The organism is Bradyrhizobium sp. Leaf396, assembly GCF_001424605.1.
In the GTDB taxonomy this organism is placed as follows: Bacteria; Pseudomonadota; Alphaproteobacteria; order Rhizobiales; family Xanthobacteraceae; genus Bradyrhizobium; species Bradyrhizobium japonicum_C.
In genome coordinates this window covers 94337-108422 of sequence record NZ_LMQJ01000008.1, presented here as the reverse complement: position 1 = coordinate 108422, position 14086 = coordinate 94337, and the positions used below count along the sequence as shown (strand labels likewise).

Genomic DNA, 14086 nt, shown 5'->3' with positions numbered 1-14086 from the left:
TTATGGTCAGGACACATAGAGCCGATCGCGCACGTCGCGGCTGAATTCCGACGGCCGGCCATTGAAGAACACCCGCCCGGCCTTGAGCGCGACAATCCGGTCGGCGTAGCGAACCGCGAGGTCAACCTGGTGCAGGCTGCACAGCACCGTGATGCCGTGCTCCTTGGCACTATGCTGCATGATCTGAAGGAGGTTCTCGGCGGATTCCGGATCCAGGCTGGAGATTGGCTCGTCCGCCAAAACAACATCGCCCTGCTGAGCGAGCGCGCGGGCGAACGCGACGCGCTGCTGCTGGCCACCCGACAGACGCTCTGCGCGCTGATAGGCTTGCTCGAGCAGCCCGACATTGTCGAGGCACGCCAGCGCGAGCTGGCGGTCCTCGAAATTGAAGCGGCGGAGCAGCACGCGCCACAGCGACGCGGTTGCGAGGCGCGCGGCCAGCACATTGTCGATAGCCGTCAGCCGCTTGACCAAGTTGAACTGCTGGAAAACGAAACCGATCTGCCGGCGAAACCGGACGAGCTCTCTGGGCCTTAGCGTGGTGACGTCGGTATCGTCGATAACGATGCGGCCGGAATCGGGCTCGATCAGCCGCGTCAGACAGCGGAACAGGGTCGACTTGCCGCAGCCACTGGGGCCAAGCAGCACGACGAACTCGCCTTTCGCGACTTCAAATGTGATGCGATCGAGGATCAATTTTTCGCCGAAACTCTTGCAGATGTCGTCGACGCGGATCGCCGGCCGCAGCCGCTCCACCGGGATCACATCGGCCGAGACATCGATCTTCACCAGCCTGTTCATGACAGTGTCTCCTCAGCGCAGACCTGTTCGATGCGGCGAGCGACGGGAAGCGGCCGAGACCGACCACTGCCCGGGTTCAACACGCGACGGCGCAACCAGCCGCTCAGCGTGTCGATGGCGATGACCATGATCAGGATCACCCCCAACACGGTGAGCATCTTCGGGAAGTCGAGAAGGTCGATGGAGTCCTTCAGGGTTTGGCCGATCCCACCAGCACCGACGATACCGAGGACAGTCGAGGCGCGAACGTTGAATTCCCAGATGTAGAGAATGACGGCGACGATATTCGGAAACACGTCGGGAAGCAGCGCGTAGCGGAACGTCTTGACCGGGCCGGCGCCTGTCAGCTTGACGGCTTCGATCGGCCCCGGATCGGCCGGTTCGATGACTTCCGTCAGCAGCTTGCCGAGCGCACCGGTCATGTTGAATGCGATCGCAAGGACACCAGTGAACGGACCGAAGCCGACGGCGGCGACGAAGATCAGCGCGAACACCAGGATTTCGGTGCCGCGCAACGTCGACAGCAGGCCACGGACGAGGCGGTAAATGACTGGATATGGTGTGGTGTTGGTGGCTGCGAGTGGCGCGAGCACGCAGGCGGCCAGTAGCGCGAAGATCGTTCCGACCGTCGCCATCGCCAACGTCTGGAAGGCGTCGCGCAGGATCCGTTTGATGTCGCTGAGATCGGGCGGAAACATCTGGCCGAACCAACCGGCAACCTTGGGCAAGCCGACGATCAACTTGTTCAGGTCGACGTCGACCGCCATGAAGGTCGCCGCCAAGAAGGCAATGACCAGCACGAAGACCGCGGCTTGCGCCAGGTTAGAGAGGCTGAACACCGGCGGATGTGGCTCAAGATAGCGCCGCCCCGCCGCGTAAGAGGTCATCCTCACGGCTCTGCTCCAGTTCGATAGGATGGATGCGGAGCCCGCCCAGGGCGGGCCCCGCGCATGAGTCAGACCTTGAGCTTGCCGGTGATCCGGCCGGCGTCCTCGATGATCTTGTAGTCGGCGTGAACGGCGGGGACGAAGCCGTTATACCCGCTGCCCATCATCGACTGCGCCTTTTCCTCGCTTAACCCAACCATGATGTCGCGAATGCGGGCCTTGAGGTCCGGATCAAAGCCCTTCGGCACACAGATTGCGTCGTTCGGTAGCGGGTCCGAGGTCCAATAGACCTGCACCTTCTTCGGATCCATCTCGCCGGCTTCGATCATGCCGTAGCGGCCGCGATCCATGTCGGAGCCGAGATCGATCAGGCCCTGTTGTATCATCATCACGTTGTTGCCGAAGGTCGCTCCCTCACGCAATTGGAAGTAGCTGGACGGGTCGACGCCTTCCTTGAGCAAAAACGCGTAGGGAATGAGCCAGCCTGACGTGTTGCCCTGATCGCTCAGAGACAGCTTCAGCCCCTTGGCGTCTTGCGGGAAGTTCTTGATCGGGAGGTCGGGGCGGCCTTCAATGATGGCATGGTAGATCGGCTTGCCGCGGTACTTGGCGGTGGCGATCACCTCAACGCCGGAGTGATGATTGGCGAGCACGTAGCCCCACGGACCGAGCCAACCGAGATCGATATGGCCGTTCGACATCGCCACCGAGATCGCCGCCCAGCTCTCCGGGGAGACCAGCTGGAGGGTTTGCACGAGCCTGACTTTCTGGAATTCGCACACAGTCTCGGTCTGATTGTAAACGGCGAATCTCCGGCATCGTTCGCCGAATTTGTAAGGGGCGAGATCGCCTCGTATGGAGCGTCCACCGCCGCGCTCATGATGATCCGGTCAGAGCACGAGTTTATGCCCGCGTAGCACCGTCTTGAGCAAAAAAGGGAACTCCATGACGCCTCTCTCTTTCGGCACGACCCGTCGGCAGCTATTAACGGGAATTAGCGCGCTGGGCGGACTTGGCGCCATTGGTGCCACGCGCTCGCTCGCGCAGGAATCGATCGAGATACAGATCGGCGAGGGCACAGTCCCCGACTACACGCATTTTTATGTCGCCGATGACCTCGGTCTGTGGAGCAAGCAAGGTCTAAAGGCGACCTCGACGATGTTTCCCTCGGGGCGCATTGCTTTGGATGCACTTGTCAGCGGCCAAGTCAAAATTGCAACGTGCGCGGAAACACCGGTCATGTTCGCTGCCATCAATGAGATTCCCGTAAGGGTAATCGCGTCTGTCATTAAGTATGAGCCGTTCGATCTGGTCGTCGGCCCAAACATACAGAGCCTGGACGAACTCAAGGCAAAGCGCATTGGCTACTCCCAAGGAACCAATGCTCACTACTACCTTGCAAGTTTGCTCAGGAGCAAAGGCTTGACCGCAGCTGACGTTGCCGCGGTGAATCTACCGGTTGCCAATTTCGTCCCAAGTCTCGTCGGCGGCGCTATTGACGCTTTCGTTTGGAGCGAGCCACTCATCACCGCGGCGCTCAAGCAGGGGCCGTTCAAGCGTTTGCGAAGCGAGGGGCTGTACAGTGCCTATGGATGCGTCGTCGCGATGCAATCGACCATCGACAGTAACCCGGAGATGCTGATTAGGGCCGTGAGAACACTCGTGGCCGCTCATGCGGTCGTGAAGAGCGCGCCCGAACAGGCAATGGACATCATATCAGCAAAGCTCAAGCTGGAGCGCTCGTCTGTTCCCGAGCTCTGGAAAGACTTGCATTTCGGCGTCGGCATAAACCGCGCATCGATGACCGTTGATCTGGTCAAGGAAGCTGAATGGGCATTCGCGAATAATCTCGTGAAGCCTGGAGCAAAAATGCCGTCATTCGACCAGGTCGTGACGGATAGCATCGTGAAACGAGTATGATAGCAACGGCGGCGCCGGCTATTCCCTTCGCTGAACTGAACGCAAGGAGTTCACAGCGAACGGGCGGACGCTCCGCGATCGATTGTCGGGGGGTGACGTTTGGGTACGCCGCTTCTGTCGGCGCAAAATCGATCATTTTCAATCTCAGTCTAACAATCAAAAACGGCGAATTCGTCTGCGTTCTCGGACAGAGCGGATGCGGAAAGACAACCTTGTTGTGCCTCATCGCGGGTTTTCTCCGGCCGACCTCCGGCGACATCGTTGTCGAAGGGCAGAGAGTGCGAGGGCCAGATCCCCAGCGCGGGATGGTGTTTCAGGAGTACTCCCTGTTTCCATGGCTAACGACACGCGGGAATGTCGAGTTTGGGCTCCGCATGCGAGGGGTAAGCAGGTCAGAACGTCGTGCCACGTCTGATCGGTACCTAGAGTTGGTTGGACTGGGTCAGGCTGCTGGCAACTATCCGTTCCAGCTTTCAGGAGGAATGAAGCAGCGCGCCGCCATTGCACGAGCGCTGGCCGCAAATCCGCGCGCCCTGTTAATGGATGAACCGTTTGCCGCATTGGATGCGATGACGCGGGCCCATTTGCAGGAACAATTGCTTGCGATCTATAGGCAAGCCCGAATGACCATTGTATTCGTTACGCACAACATTGCAGAGGCGATATCATTGGCGACACGTATCATCGTGCTCGGCCAGGGCGGCCAAATCATCGAAGATTTGCCGGTGACGAGCGACTATCCGCGATCGCGCACAGGGCCGGAATTCAATGAATTGTATAATAGGCTTGGAACTGCGTTGGGCGCGAGGCAGATCGAATGACCAGGCAACACCGGGGAAGCATGAACGGCGTCAATCTGGCCAAGGGGTTGATCGGCATCGCAACTTTCCTGGCCGCATGGCAATTTCTAAGCGTGACCAAAATGGTCGACCCTGTGCTGCTTCCGCCTCCGACAGACATATTCAAGAGCAGCCTTGAACTTCTGCAAAGTGGTGAGCTCGCCAAACATGCGGCCATAAGTGCCAGAAGGGCGGCGGGCGGATTCGTGGTTGGCGCCCTGCCGGCAATCGTTATCGGCCTTCTGACGGCACGGCTTCCCCGCTTGGCGGCCTATGTAGACCCACTTCTGCAAATGTTTCGCTCCATTCCGCCGCTTGCCCTCGTACCTTTCGGCGTGTTTTGGTTTGGAATCGGTGAAACCTCCAAAATTGCTCTCGTAGCCTGGAGCGTCTTCTTTCCAGTGTGGGTCAACACGGAAGCAGGCGTGAGGGAGGTTAGTCCGCTTCTGGTGCGGGCAGCATTTTGCCTTGGAGCAAAGCGATGGCAGATGTTTTTCTTCGTGCACTTGCCGGCCGCACTCCCTTACATCATCACGGGTCTTAAGGTGAGCTTGTCGGCTGCAATTTCGACGCTTGTGGCGGCAGAACTAGCGGGTGCCGTGTATGGGCTTGGTTACCTCGTGCAAATCTCCCAGCAAGTGTTCCGGGTGGACTTGATGTTTGTCGGCCTGATTGCTCTCGGCATGGGAAGCTTGATCGTGAATAGGGTGTTCGACATCTGCGTCAAAGCGCTGGCTCCTTGGTATGGAGGAGAGAGAGAGGCTGTATCCGAGTCCGCGTAGGGGTTCGGCAACCATGGTCGGCTGAGATAGTCCGCTCAAGGTGAACGCGATTGGCTTAGACCAGTTGCATTTTCTTGCCGCGCTGTGAATGGGTCGGGTGCAAGATGCGCCGATTGAGGCAAGCTCCAAAATTGGTGCTCGCAGGCGCTTTCGATCCTCACCTGCGCGACGGGGCTAACCGACGGACGGGCTCAAACGCCATCGGAAACCAAGACGGGATCCCGATCACCCAAACCAAGGACCGCGCTGCGTTCTTTTTCCACGGTCGAGTAGCGGTCCGGCATCCCGGAGTGCCCGGTCGTCGCAGTGTTCGATCGCGGGTCCGCGGAACCGTACGCATCCGGCCAGCACCCCAGGCACGATGACTACCGCGAAGCGCTCAGGCAGCAACGGCGGCCTTTGACCGTTGGTTCGCCTTCCAATTCCAGGGAAGCAATTCGTTGACTTTGTTCGCGGGGTGATCTGGAAGCCTGGCCAGCACGTCCGCGAGCCAGGCTTGCGGATCGACGTCGTTCATCTTGCAAGTTTCGATCAAGGTATAGACGGCGGCAGCCCGATGGCCGCCAACGTCTGAACCGGCAAAGGTCCAATTCCTTCTTCCGACCGCCACACCCCGCAACGCTCGTTCGGCGGCGTTGTTCGTAAGACAGACGCGACCGTCGTCGAGGAAGCGGGTGAACGCTGCCCAGCCGTTGAAGAGGTAGTTGATCGCTTTGGCGGTGTCGTTCTTGGTGGAGAGTAACGCTTGCTGCTGGCGCATCCAGATTTCAAGCTCGGCAACGAGCGGCCGCGATCGTTCACGGCGTACGAGAAGCCGCTGTTCCGGGGTTTTGCCATTAATGCTGCGCTCGATCTCGAACAGCATGTCGATACGACGCACCGCCTCGCTGGCGACCGGCGCCTCTCCCTGTTTTACCAGGTCGACAAACTTCCTCCGGCCGTGGCTCCAGCAAGCCGCTTCAACGATCGGAGCCGGCTTCCTTTGAGCCATGTAGAGCTGGTTGTATCCATCAAAGGCATCGGCCTGCATGAGGCCCACATAGCCGGCAAGATGGCCTTGCGGATGCTCCCCGGCACGACTGCGCGAGTAATGGAACACCGCCGCCGGTGGATCCCGACCGCCAAACGGCCGGTCGTCGCGAACGTAGGTCCAGATCCGGCCGGTGACAGTCTTCAGTTTCGCCAGCACGGGCACCGTCGTGTCATCGGCATGGATGCGTTCCGCGCTCATGACATGAGTCCGGATAGCCTCAATAATTGGGGCGAGCGCCACCACGCAGGCCCCGATCCGATCCGCCAGGGTCGAGACATCGATCTCGATCCCTTCCCGGGCATAGGTCTGGCTCTGCCGGTTCAGCGGCTGATGCAGCAGGAACTTGTTGACCAGCACCATCGCCAGCAGGCTCGGCCCGGCGAAGCCACGCGGGATCGGATGGGACGGTGCCGGCGCCTCGGTAATCGCCTCGCAGTCCCGGCAGGAGAACTTTTCGCGGACGTGCTCGATGATCTTCCAGCGCCGCGGCTCGCATTCAAGGGTCTTCGATACAACCTCGCCAAGCTTGTGCAGCCGCTCGCTGCCGCACTTACCGCAGGCGCAAGGCGCGGGTTCGACGATACGTTCGACCGGCAGATTATCTGGCAGGGGACGTCGCGGCGGCCGCGGATTTTGTGCGCGCTTCTGTTTGGCGGCTTCAGGTGCCGCGATCTCGGCCCTGGTTTCCTGCTCGGCCTGGGTCTCTTCAAGATCCTCGATGGCCAGCTCAAGCTGCTCGACCAGCAGCCTGCCGCGTTCAGAAGATTGCCCGAACTGCTCGCGCCGTGCCTTGGCCAGCATCAGCTTCAGCCGCTCGATTTCCAGGCGGCCGACGGTCACTTCGCTCTTGGCCAGCGTCAGCTGCTCGCGCTGCGCAAGGATCATCGCATGCGCAGCGGCAAGATCGGCGGGAAGCGGATCGGAGGACATCGTCACACCGACAAATCAATCATATTCGCCGCTAAAAATCCCGCCGGATTTCCTTCGTGAGTCAAAAAGCCACAGCTTATCCGGAAGCCTGCGGCCGCCAGGTTGCCTGCGGCATCCGCCAATCAATTCCGGACAAGAGATAGGATAGTTGCGCAACGCTGATCGTGACAACGCCGTCCGCCACCGATGGCCACAGAAAGCGGCCGCGCTCCAACCGCTTCGTGAAGAGACACGCGCCCTGGCCGTCATGCCAAATGATCTTGATCAGGTCGCCCCGACGGCCCCTAAAAACATAGAGATCACCAACGTGCGGATCCCGCTTCAAGCTCTCCTGAACCAGACGTGCCAGGCTCGGGAATCCGCGCCGCATATCGGTATGGCCGGTCGCAAGCCACACCCGCACATTACCCGGTATGGCAATCATCGGCGCTCAAGCACGTCGAGCACCCGCGCCAGCGCCTCGGGATCAACCTGTGCATCCACCCGGATGCGTCGCCGGTTGCCAAGATCGATCTCGATCAAGCCACTCCGCGCGGTCGGCATGGGCTGCAACCGTCGGTCATCTTTGGATAGCGGCTTCGCTTCTTCCGCGCTCGGTGCCACCGCTGCGGCGATCTGCACCGGCGCAAAACATGGCCCGTCATTCACGACCGTACGGGCCTGGCGGCGCCAGGTGAACACGACGCTGGCCGCGACACCGTTGCGGCGCGCAACATCTGTCACCTTGGCGCCCGGTACCAGGGTTTCCTCGACGATCCGCGCCTTGTCATCTTGCGACCAGCGCCGCCGCCGCTCCAACCCGCCTAAAACCTCGACCCGCATCGCCTGATGACCTTAAAGCTAGACTTAAGGTCACACGCTTCGCGAAATATACCGCATCAGACAAGACGGCGCTCGTCGGATGCGTACGCGGAACCGTAGAGCGCGTCATAAGCAGCCTCGTTCAAGCTCCGCGTCGGCGCATCGATGACAACGCAGCCGCGCGCAAGACCGATGACGCGATCGGTGAAGGTTCGCGCATAGCCGACCTGATGCAGGCTGCAAATCACGGCAACGCCTTCGTCGCGGGCGATGTCCTTGAGAAGTTGCATGACCCCGGCAGCCGAACTGGGGTCGAGACTTGCAACCGGCTCGTCGGCGACGATCAACCGTGGCTCCTGGGCAAGCGCGCGCGCGATCGCGACCCGCTGCTGCTGTCCGCCCGAAAGCGTGTCGGCGCGCTGGAGTGCGTGATCGAGCATGCCGACACGCTCCAGGCATTCGAACGCCTTGAGCTTGTCCGCGCGTTCGAAACGGCGGAATACACCCCGCCAGGTCGGTAAATGGCCGAGCCGCCCGGCAAGTACGTTGTCGAGAGCCGTGAGCCGCCGCACCAGATTGAATTGCTGGAAGACGACCGCGATTTGCCGTAGATCGCGGGGCGTCAGCCGCTCGATCTCGGTGCCGCCGAAGCGAATGCGCCCCGTGTCCGATTTGGCCGAACCGGTGATACAGCGAAACAGCGTGGTTTTACCGGCGCCGCTCGGCCCCAGAACCGCAACGAACTCATGCTCCATCAACGTGAAGCTTACATTCTCTACCGCCGATCGCGCACCGAAGCTCTTCGAGAAGCTCTCGACGGAAAGTACCGGCGGCTTGCCGACAATGTCCGGTTGCGGGCAAAAGGCGAGCCCATCGGCAGATATCCTGTTCACGGGGTCACCCATTGGTCATACGAGCCTCTTGCGCAGCCACCCCGACAGCCAGTCCAGCGCCGTCACGACAATGAGGATGACCGCTATGATTGTGAAGAGCCGGGAGAAGTCGAGAAGGTCCATGCTGTTCTTCAGCTCCTGACCGATGCCGCCGGCGCCGACAACGCCCAACACCGTGGAGGCGCGGACATTGAACTCCAGCCAGAACAGCGAGGTTGAGAGCAGAAGCGGCAGAATATCCGGCAGGAGCCCATATGTGAGTGCAGTAAGCCGTCCCGCACCGGTTGCGCGGATCGCATCGTGAGGACCGAGGTCGGTGCTTTCGATCTGATCGGCGAAGAACTTGGCGGCCGTGCCGGCCGTATGAAGCATTATGCCGAGCACACCTGCGAACGGCCCGAGCCCGACCGCCGCCACGAACAACAGCGCAAACACAAAGGAATCGATCCCGCGCAGCGCATTCAGAAACCATCTCGTCGGGAAATACAGCCACGGTAAAGGCGTGATATTGCGGCTCGCAAGGATTGCAAACGGCAGTCCGATCAGTGTGGCCAGCGTTGTGCCGATCGCTGCCATCGCGACCGTCTCCGCCGTTCGCCAAAGGAACAGCGGGAGCTCGTCGAACCTCGGCGGCCAGGCCCGCGACAGCCAGTCCCAAAGTTTAGGGAGACCCATGCCGAGCTTGCCGAGGTCGAGTTGTGCGAGATCGGCGGCCACGAGATAGAACGCAACAATGGCCGCAACGAGCAGCCAGCCTTTGACTCGCGCAACGCTGAATGTGCGTTGCGCGGCTTCGAGCTTCGCCAGCGCTTCTGCAGCGGTTTTCATCCCGCCGTAACGAGTGATCGCACCGTCGAGGAGACGTCCCGCTCCCGTAGCGTTCATCTCACACCTTTGCCTTGATCTTGCCGACGGAGATACCGGCATTTTCGATCGACCTGTAGGAGGCATGGGTCGCCGCGACGAAGCCGGTGTACCGGTTCGGCAGCAGCAACTTTGCCTGTTCGACCGTGATCGCGGTCAGGATGGCCTGCACTTTGCTCGACATCTCGGCGGAAGCGTTGGCGGGTACCGCGATGGCATCGTTGGGCAGCGGGTCTGATGTCCAGATGATCTTGTTTGAGTCCTCCTTGACCCGGCCGGACGCGATCATTGCATTGCGGTTGCGGTCGAAGTCGGTAGCCATGTCCACTTGGCCAGACGAGACGGCGATCTCGTTGGCCGCGTGTGTGGCCCCGTCACTGTACTTCCAGAAGGCCTTGGGATCGATTTTCCAGACTTCCTTTGCGTAGAAGGTCGGGATCAACCAGCCGGAAGTGGAGCCGACGTCGGCAAAGGAAATCGACTTGTCCCTCGTATCGTCGGGGAATTTCGTCACCTTGAGATCGGGCCGCGCAATGATGATGGCCTGATAAGTCGGCTTTTCATCATATTTGGCGGTGGCGACCGCCCGACAACCGGTCGCATTGTTGGCAATGATGTAGCCCCACGGCCCCATCCACGCCAGATCGAGCTGACCGCCGCCCATGGCAACTGCCATCCCGGCCCAATCGGTGGTCGCCGCCAGCTCGAAATCTGCACCGAGTTCTTTTGCAATGTGGGCAAATACCGGTCCGAACGCCTTTTTCGTGTCCTCGGGGTTGGGCAGAAGCGGCCCAACCGCGAACCGAAGCTTCTTGGTCTGCGCGATGGCTGGCCGAAAAACTGAAGTGGCCGCAGCCGCTGCCGCAGTGGTCGCCAGGAACTTGCGTCTGTTAATGCTCATAACGTCTCCACACATTGCTAGATCGAATAAGGACTAACTTAAGGGTCTGTAGATTGATGCCTTCGCTCGCGAACTCGACGTACAGCGCTCCGCCGGCGACCAGCACCGCACGGACCGAGTTTCTTTCATCCAAGCCCCGTTTCCAGAAACGGGGCGGACACACCCAGATCGCTCCACTTGCTTCCGCAAAATTCGCCGTAAGCCCGACCTGCGGCGCAAATCCGGCTTCGCAACTGACGGCGACATCGGCCCTGACCCGCACGTCGCAAGAATCAAACGCGCGCGGTTGTACCCAAGGATTGCGCGCTCAATTCACCTCGGCGGGACGATCGTAGAGCAAGCGCCGCGCCCGCTTCTGGTTGTCGAACAGGCTGAACCGTTCTTGCGCTTCGGGCGGCATCGGAAAGGGCACGGGGCACGGCAGTGCGACCATCCTCGGGTTGCGGGTCGATTGTCCGCAAACCATGTCCGCTTCATACTGGTCCCAGTTCCTCACGCCCAACAGCGGCCACGCGTCAGCCGCAGCATATCCAATCAAAAGCAACCGGCGGGGCTGGGCGGACATGTTTGGTCCGGAGGCGTGCATTGTACGGACATGGTGGAACGACACGGTCCCTGCCGGACCAACGCACTCTTCGGCGCCGGTGGCGTTCACAGGATCGGCATCCAGATCGACCGCGCTGCAGAAGTACCCGGTATCAGGGTTGTGGTGATCGTAGATCTTGCCTTGGTGCGAGCCTGGCAGGCACAGCAGAGGCCCATTAACACTGGTGATATCGTCCAGGAACACGCCCACCGTAAGGAACGTGTCGTTGGTGTGCGGATAAAAGCACCAATCCTGGTGCCACTCGACGGGCGAACCGATCCGGCCCGGCTTCAGGTTGATCTTGGAATTGTTTACTCGTACGTCCGGGCCGATCAGCTTCTGGAGACTATCGATAAGGGCGGGATGTCGTACGAACTCGCTGAAGAAGTCGAAGTGCCTGTGTGGCATCTCGATTCGACGAACGGCGGGTTGTTCCGGAGTGTGGGATGGCTCGAGCTCGAAGGTCGGCGTCGGACTTGTTAGCGCTGAGGCTTCGACAATCAACTCGTCAGTGACACGCCGCAACTCGCCGATCTCCTGTTCGGCAAAGAGCCCCTCGGCGACGGTAAAACCTTTGGTGTGATATTCGGCGACGTGACGACCCGTCAACATGCTCTGCTCTTTCCTGGTGACGGGCGGCGCGATCAGCGACGCCGCCCCGTTCGAAATCCCCTCCAGCGCTCACTTGTCCACTCAAGCTAGCTGGCAACCCGCGTTGTTCTGATAGCTCTCTGCGGTGACAGGGGCGTGTATAGTATGTGTCGGTGGTGCGACATTCGCTCCATTGCGCAAAAATACTGCCTGGATCGACTGTTCGATTAGACAAGTGGCTTAGACCAGTTGTATGGCTGTGTTGATTGTCATGAATGCAGAAAGACTCCTGCAGCAGACACGAAACCCGCTGCAGTTTCGCGACATAAGCATTACAAATTATCTTCTCCGCGCAGTGGTCTACGTTAGCGCAACCGAGCCGCATTATTCCCGACAGCAACCATCTTCGATGCGATGTCATCATGAGCGAACAGCAGCAAGCCCGGCGACGGTCGGACCACGAAGAGCGCGGGGTCTATCTTCACATTGCACGGCAGCTTCAGGGACGTATCCGCGCCGCCTATAAATCGGGTGACCGGCTGCCGTCGGAGCGCGCGTTGGCGCACGAGTTCAATGTGCACCGGAATACGATCCGGCGCGCGATCGAAGCGCTGAACAAGGCGGGCATAATTTCAACGACCTGGGGCGCCCGGAGTGTCGTGACGAAGAAGCGGCTCAACCATCGTATCACCTTCAATACGAGTTTCACCGCGTCGGCACTGGCGGCAGGCGTTACCCCCAGAACGGAATTGATTTCGGCCGCGGATCTCCCGTCCCGCACCTCGCTCCAGATCTGTCGCCGCGTCCTGCAAAGGGACCCGACCGGCGAGGTCACCACCGTTCGGTATATGGACGACGAGCCCGTTTGCTGGATCCGGCAATTGCTGTTTGGGTTTAATGCGCAGTGGCTCATGGAGGGCTTTACTGGAGCTTCCGTCCACGAATGGATGTGCGAGAAGATCGGCGTCAGTCCTCAACGTATCGAGACCATCGTCGGAGCCGATCGCGCAACGAGCATCGATTGCAAAATGCTGCGGGTGCCCCGCGGGGCCTCGATCTTGTATTCCCACAGCGTCAACAATGATCCGCGAACCCAGGAATTGATGGAATTGTCGATCACTCGCTTCAGGAGTGAAGCCGCGGAATTGAGAATGACGCTGTAGAAGCCCGGTGGAGCAAGAATGCCGGACTGCGAAAGCCACACACGACGAACGCGCCACAATAGCCCTTAGGACTTCTTGAGCCTCCTTCCGTCTTCTCAACCAGCTCAATCACCATCTGCGTACTATCGCATTCGAACCGTTGATTTACGGCGCATTCGCGCTCGGGCTGAAATCTCGGTTTGCTGGAGAGGCCGATCCTGACCTCTGGAATGTGCTGAGAGGAACTCGCCACTCACGACACCGGCCAGCGAATTGCGATGGCGGGCCAAGCATCGACCTGATGTACAGGTGTGAAGAGATCATTTTGAAGCAATTTGACGCCTTCTGATCGGACGATTTTGGTTCGTCTTGGTTCAGTTTGCGTCGGAGAACCTGCGGCGACGTTTGCATGATCGAACATTACCCCGGCACGCAGTCGTTCGGCTGACATCCCATCGTCATGCATCAACGACGAACTCCTGAAACAGTTCGATCTGTCCCCTTCTGTGTTGCCGGATCCGCCTCGAACGCCTGCTTCCCCTTTGCGCCCCATAGCTCGCGCGCCTGTGCGCCTTGATCGCTTTTGAGCTTGTCTGCCATCCAAAGCAGCGCGCCAAGGATGGTAGCGCGATCATCGCCGGTCAGGTCGATGAGTCCAGCTTTCACGACGAGCCCGCCGAGTTCGATCAGATGCCGCGTGCGCTTGCGGCGCTCGACTTGCCATGTGCGCATATCATGCCGAGCCCTTGCTGCCTGGCGACGGTTGCGCGCCGCCCAGTTTCGCCGGAGCGCCGCCAGTGTTGCGCTCAGCTGCCGGTGCAGTTCGCCGCGCCCGGCCCTGAAAGAACGCGGCCCCACGTTTTGCCCATGCCTCCTTTCTTGCAGTGTCCTTCGTCTCTGCCAGCATGATCAGTGCGCCTGCCAGTTCGTCGGCGCCGAGGCTATCTGCTCCGGTGGCGATGACCACTTCGCCGAGCTGCTGCACCTTGCGGCTCTTGAGGTCGCGTGCCTTGTCCTGAAGTGCTTTCAGTTCCCCATCGAAATCCCGTGGCTTGCGCATCACGTTCTCCAGCAATGTTGATGGAGTGATGATAGTCGAGCGCCCGGTGTAATGCT

The 14086-nt window shown here is 60.1% G+C and carries 17 protein-coding genes; 4 read left to right on the top strand and 13 right to left on the bottom strand.

Annotation, left to right across the window (positions count from 1 at the left end; all coding sequences use genetic code 11):
• Positions 1-6 precede the first annotated feature (6 nt).
• The 3 genes from phnC (ASG57_RS10235) to ASG57_RS10225 form a co-directional block, all read right to left on the bottom strand.
• Complete coding sequence (gene phnC / locus ASG57_RS10235) at positions 7-801, bottom strand: phosphonate ABC transporter ATP-binding protein (protein WP_012046215.1); 795 nt, start codon at positions 799-801, stop codon at positions 7-9.
• A complete protein-coding gene (phnE, locus tag ASG57_RS10230; RefSeq protein WP_041750969.1) occupies positions 798-1688 on the bottom strand; it encodes a phosphonate ABC transporter, permease protein PhnE in 891 nt (296 codons plus the stop codon). The genes phnC (ASG57_RS10235) and phnE (ASG57_RS10230) overlap by 4 nt, the downstream gene beginning before the upstream one ends.
• A gap of 68 nt (positions 1689-1756) precedes the next feature.
• Positions 1757-2443 carry a phosphate/phosphite/phosphonate ABC transporter substrate-binding protein gene (locus ASG57_RS10225; protein WP_200948543.1) on the bottom strand — a complete coding sequence of 229 codons (687 nt, stop codon included), beginning with the start codon at positions 2441-2443 and terminating at the stop codon, positions 1757-1759.
• 190 nt (positions 2444-2633) lie between these two features.
• Here ASG57_RS10225 and ASG57_RS10220 point away from each other — a divergent pair, with 190 nt between their 5' ends.
• Genes ASG57_RS10220 through ASG57_RS10210 form a run of 3 tightly spaced genes read left to right on the top strand, consistent with a single transcriptional unit; the run spans position 2634 to position 5229 of the window.
• The gene (locus ASG57_RS10220; RefSeq protein WP_012046218.1) at positions 2634-3608 is read left to right on the top strand and encodes an NrtA/SsuA/CpmA family ABC transporter substrate-binding protein; all 975 of its coding nucleotides are present in this window, start codon (positions 2634-2636) and stop codon (positions 3606-3608) included.
• A complete protein-coding gene (locus tag ASG57_RS10215; protein WP_082528907.1) occupies positions 3605-4429 on the top strand; it encodes an ABC transporter ATP-binding protein in 825 nt (274 codons plus the stop codon). The genes ASG57_RS10220 and ASG57_RS10215 overlap by 4 nt, the downstream gene beginning before the upstream one ends.
• A 20-nt stretch (positions 4430-4449) precedes the next feature.
• The gene (locus ASG57_RS10210; RefSeq protein ID WP_041751665.1) at positions 4450-5229 is read left to right on the top strand and encodes an ABC transporter permease; all 780 of its coding nucleotides are present in this window, start codon (positions 4450-4452) and stop codon (positions 5227-5229) included.
• A gap of 379 nt (positions 5230-5608) precedes the next feature.
• On the opposite strand, the gene tnpC is transcribed toward ASG57_RS10210, so the two are convergent.
• The 7 genes from tnpC to ASG57_RS10175 form a co-directional block, all read right to left on the bottom strand.
• On the bottom strand, positions 5609-7192 hold the full coding sequence (tnpC, locus tag ASG57_RS10205; RefSeq protein WP_012040933.1) for an IS66 family transposase: 1584 nt from the start codon (positions 7190-7192) through the stop codon (positions 5609-5611).
• Between the two features lie 76 nt (positions 7193-7268).
• A complete protein-coding gene (gene tnpB, locus ASG57_RS10200; protein ID WP_012040934.1) occupies positions 7269-7616 on the bottom strand; it encodes an IS66 family insertion sequence element accessory protein TnpB in 348 nt (115 codons plus the stop codon).
• Positions 7613-8014, bottom strand: coding sequence for an IS66-like element accessory protein TnpA (gene tnpA / locus ASG57_RS10195; protein ID WP_012040935.1), 402 nt, complete (start codon positions 8012-8014; stop codon positions 7613-7615). Before tnpA ends, tnpB begins: the two co-directional genes overlap by 4 nt.
• Positions 8015-8070: 56 nt before the next feature.
• Positions 8071-8886, bottom strand: coding sequence for a phosphonate ABC transporter ATP-binding protein (gene phnC, locus ASG57_RS10190; RefSeq protein WP_230646637.1), 816 nt, complete (start codon positions 8884-8886; stop codon positions 8071-8073).
• A 15-nt stretch (positions 8887-8901) separates the two neighbouring features.
• Entirely contained in the window at positions 8902-9714 is an 813-nt protein-coding gene (gene phnE / locus ASG57_RS10185) for a phosphonate ABC transporter, permease protein PhnE (RefSeq protein ID WP_041750970.1), read from the bottom strand.
• 58 nt (positions 9715-9772) lie between these two features.
• Positions 9773-10651, bottom strand: a complete 879-nt coding sequence (locus ASG57_RS10180) for a phosphate/phosphite/phosphonate ABC transporter substrate-binding protein (protein WP_012046223.1) — start codon at positions 10649-10651, stop codon at positions 9773-9775.
• 307 nt (positions 10652-10958) lie between these two features.
• On the bottom strand, positions 10959-11849 hold the full coding sequence (locus ASG57_RS10175; RefSeq protein ID WP_057196170.1) for a phytanoyl-CoA dioxygenase family protein: 891 nt from the start codon (positions 11847-11849) through the stop codon (positions 10959-10961).
• Between the two features lie 401 nt (positions 11850-12250).
• On the opposite strand from ASG57_RS10175, the gene ASG57_RS10170 reads away from it, so the two are divergent.
• Entirely contained in the window at positions 12251-12991 is a 741-nt protein-coding gene (locus ASG57_RS10170; protein WP_012046226.1) for a GntR family transcriptional regulator, read from the top strand.
• 232 nt (positions 12992-13223) lie between these two features.
• Here ASG57_RS10170 and ASG57_RS37630 read toward each other — a convergent pair whose 3' ends face one another.
• The 3 genes from ASG57_RS37630 to ASG57_RS10160 are packed head-to-tail and all read right to left on the bottom strand — an operon-like array spanning position 13224 to position 14030.
• The gene (locus ASG57_RS37630) at positions 13224-13439 is read right to left on the bottom strand and encodes a hypothetical protein (protein WP_148221526.1); all 216 of its coding nucleotides are present in this window, start codon (positions 13437-13439) and stop codon (positions 13224-13226) included.
• Positions 13436-13702: a conjugal transfer protein TraD gene (locus tag ASG57_RS10165; protein WP_041750971.1), complete on the bottom strand. Its 267-nt coding sequence runs from the start codon at positions 13700-13702 to the stop codon at positions 13436-13438. Before ASG57_RS10165 ends, ASG57_RS37630 begins: the two co-directional genes overlap by 4 nt.
• A gap of 1 nt (position 13703) precedes the next feature.
• Entirely contained in the window at positions 13704-14030 is a 327-nt protein-coding gene (locus ASG57_RS10160) for a conjugal transfer protein TraD (protein ID WP_063996990.1), read from the bottom strand.
• Between the last annotated feature and the right edge of the window lie 56 nt (positions 14031-14086).